Genomic DNA, 3,111 nt, shown 5'->3' on the forward strand with positions numbered 1-3,111 from the left:
ATTTAAGTCTGTGGGATAAGACTTTCGTGCCATAAGCAATTACGTAAATACACTGCATATCAGGTATTTTAATTCTTGCCGTCATCCCCTCCTACTCGCCTTTAGATTTACTTTATAAATAGCCTCTGAATATTTTTGAGCTACAGTTGTGACGTATTTTTCCAAAGTTAGAGACTCAACAAAATTCTAGCCTTCATAACTTGAATCTCAAATAAAGTTACGGATATCTTTTACTACCAGCCCCAACTACGCCAATTTTATGGCGATAGGAGAGTTCTGCACCAAACCACCCAGAAACACTAGTTAATGTTCCCACAACCAGAGATATCAATAGTCCCCAAGGTAAGATTCGAGCTTCTGCATCACCCCAACGCAAAAGAAAGTTAAACAGCGTTAAAACTAAGATAGAAACATTTAGGATTAGGTGCGCCCAGCCAGCAGTGCGTTTACGGACTCGCTCAATTTTCAAAAAGTCGCTTAACCCAATCGCAGCTGCAATTAAACCTCCAACCAATCCGAGTCCAATCAACCACAAAGAAGCCCGCGCCCAGAAATAATCACGAGTTAGCCAATAGCCAAAATCGCTTCCTAAAGCTGCGGCTAAAAAGGCTATCGGGAAAATTACACTTAAAGGGTGTAAGGGATGTCCTGCGATCGCAACTGTGCTAGGTACGCCAGTATCACGATACTCTCGATCATCACTCTCAATAATTGGTGGGATATTGGGAAAAGGACTAGAAGCCGATGTTGTTTCTGAAGTTTCCATAGTTTCCATAAATAATTATCCTTTTGTTTAAGCTGAGAGAATCTGTTCTACATAAGCTTCTGCTTGCAGTGTTAATTTACCTGGTTCTACTTCTAACTGCTTAACTCGCAAGCTCATACCTTCTAAATCGAAGTTAGATAAATTGAGAATTTCACTAGTTTGCTCAATCAAAGCTTTTGTTAATTCTGGTGAGATTTCTTCACCTTCCCCATACTCGACATTTTCTAAAGATACAGTTTCTCCATTAGCACTAACTTTGGGCATTGCAGAAAAAGCAACTTTTTGAGTTTCTCTTGTTTCCTTTAATTGAATAGTTGCATTGAGCCATATCTTTTGATTATCAAGTAACTGAAATTCTACATATTGTGGTTCTATACTTCTAGATTGACCATTGACATGTACTTTTTGGCTTTGAAGTTGCGATCGTACATATTCTGAATTAAAAGCACGGTTGATATCATTTTCAGTCAATACAACTCTCGCACTAGCTTTTGTCGGTTTAGTCAGTTCAATTTTGCCAAAAGCTATACTTAAAGGATTGATAGCAACATTCCCCATTTGCATTTCTAATTCCTCCATTCGGAGGTCTTTCTGCATCACCAAACCTTCGCCTGATATTTCTACTGCATCCACTTGTCCCTGAACTATTTTTAGTGGATCAGTTTTAATATTGACATCTAAATTTTCTACCTCATCCAATTGACTAGATAATCCTATTTCGGCAGCTTTATTTAGTGCTTGCTCTCCTATCCCAGGACTTTCTGACATTGCGTTCTTATCTCGTTTTTGACTCTCTTTGGACAATTTAGAAAAATAATTTCAAAATTTTATCTATCTAACGATGGAGACAAAATTTATTCTGTGTATCTCCAAAAGAAGAATCAGAGATACTTATGTAAAAAAAATTGTGTTTCTATCCAGAGTTACCTAATTAATCGCTCAAAAGAAGGAGGGAATATGATTAACTCCTATGACAAGCTGTGACTAGTAATAATCTGATTACTTTTTGAGGAGAACTTCAGAATGGTATCAACTTTAGATGATACAAAGCGCAATGCTATTGCTAGTAAATTAGCTAGTATTAAATTAGTTCAACAGTTACTTATTGAGAATGAAGAGCTGTTTTTGAGAGAGTCTACCGATAGTGAAATATCTGATCGCATCCGGGATTTTCTTGAAGATGATAGAAAAAATCTGGGCATTATAGAAACTGTAATTGTGCAGTATGGTATTCAGCAAGAACCGAAACAAACTGTTCAGCAAATGCTTGAACAAGTTCGCAAACTGATGCAAGGTTCGGAACTGAGTTTCTACGAAAAAGTATCTCAGCACGAATTATTAAAGCATCAACAAGTTCTGAGTGGGTTGTTAGTACACAAAGCAGCACAAAAAGTTGGTGCTGATGTGATGGCAGCTATTGGGCCTATTAATCCCGTTAACTTTGAAAACCGCGCTCACCAAGAACAACTCAAAGGTATTCTAGAAATACTCGGTGTGCGTGAGTTAACTGGACAAGATGCAGACCAAGGAATTTGGGCAAGGGTACAAGATGCGATCGCCGCCTTTAGCGGTGCAGTAGGTAGTGCTGTTACCCAAGGTACTGACAAACAAGATATGAACATTCAAGACGTGATTCGCTTGGATCACAACAAAGTAAATATCTTGTTCACTGAATTGCTCCAAAGCAATAATCCTCAAAAGATTCAAGAATACTTTGGTCAAATCTACAAAGATTTAACTGCCCATGCTGAAGCTGAAGAGGAAGTAGTTTACCCCAGAGTTCGCTCTTTCTATGGTGAAGGTGATACCCAAGAACTCTATGATGAACAAGCTGAAATGAAGCGGCTTTTAAATCAAATTAAAGGTATTAGTCCTTCAACCTCTGAATTTAAAGATAGAATCAGAAATTTGATGGATATCGTTGGCGACCACGTTCGTCAAGAAGAAAGCACAATGTTTGCTGCCATCCGCAACAATTTGAATACTCAACAAAGTGAGCAACTCGCTACAGAATTTAAAGCAGCTAAAGCCAAAATTCAAGAACGATTGGGTGGAAGTGCAACTGGAGCAAATGTCTAATTTATAGATAACATCTGATTGGATATTTCAATCAAAAAGGGGATAAGTTCTTCAACTATCTCCTTTTTATTCTATTAATAGAAAAACACTAAAAAGCTCCTTAGTAATATCATTAGCACTAAGGAGCTTTTAGAAGAAGAGACCTGGCGCCGAGCAATTGTGGCAGGAGGCGACCCTCCAACTATCGTAGCCGCAGCAGCGTTTCACCTCTGAGTTCGGGATGTATCAGTGTGGTTCCACCGCGCCATAGGCACCAGGAAAACTTG

General features: G+C 38.5%; 3 protein-coding genes and 1 rRNA gene. 1 reads left to right on the plus strand and 3 read right to left on the minus strand.

Features of this window, described 5'->3' with window-relative positions; translation table 11 throughout:
* Positions 1-217: 217 nt before the first annotated feature.
* Both H6G75_RS32540 and H6G75_RS32545 read right to left on the minus strand, forming a co-directional pair.
* Positions 218-766 carry a DUF2231 domain-containing protein gene (locus H6G75_RS32540; protein ID WP_190983976.1) on the minus strand — a complete coding sequence of 183 codons (549 nt, stop codon included), beginning with the start codon at positions 764-766 and terminating at the stop codon, positions 218-220.
* 27 nt (positions 767-793) lie between these two features.
* Positions 794-1,534 carry a DUF2993 domain-containing protein gene (locus H6G75_RS32545; protein ID WP_190983974.1) on the minus strand — a complete coding sequence of 247 codons (741 nt, stop codon included), beginning with the start codon at positions 1,532-1,534 and terminating at the stop codon, positions 794-796.
* A gap of 255 nt (positions 1,535-1,789) precedes the next feature.
* Between H6G75_RS32545 and H6G75_RS32550 the strand changes: the two genes are divergently transcribed.
* Complete coding sequence (locus H6G75_RS32550; protein ID WP_190983975.1) at positions 1,790-2,845, plus strand: hemerythrin domain-containing protein; 1,056 nt, start codon at positions 1,790-1,792, stop codon at positions 2,843-2,845.
* Between the two features lie 141 nt (positions 2,846-2,986).
* Here the strand turns inward: H6G75_RS32550 and rrf are convergent.
* A 5S ribosomal RNA gene (gene rrf, locus H6G75_RS32555) occupies positions 2,987-3,103 on the minus strand.
* Positions 3,104-3,111: the final 8 nt, after the last annotated feature.

Source organism: Nostoc sp. FACHB-280 (assembly GCF_014697615.1).
Taxonomy (GTDB): Bacteria; Cyanobacteriota; Cyanobacteriia; order Cyanobacteriales; family Nostocaceae; genus Nostoc_B.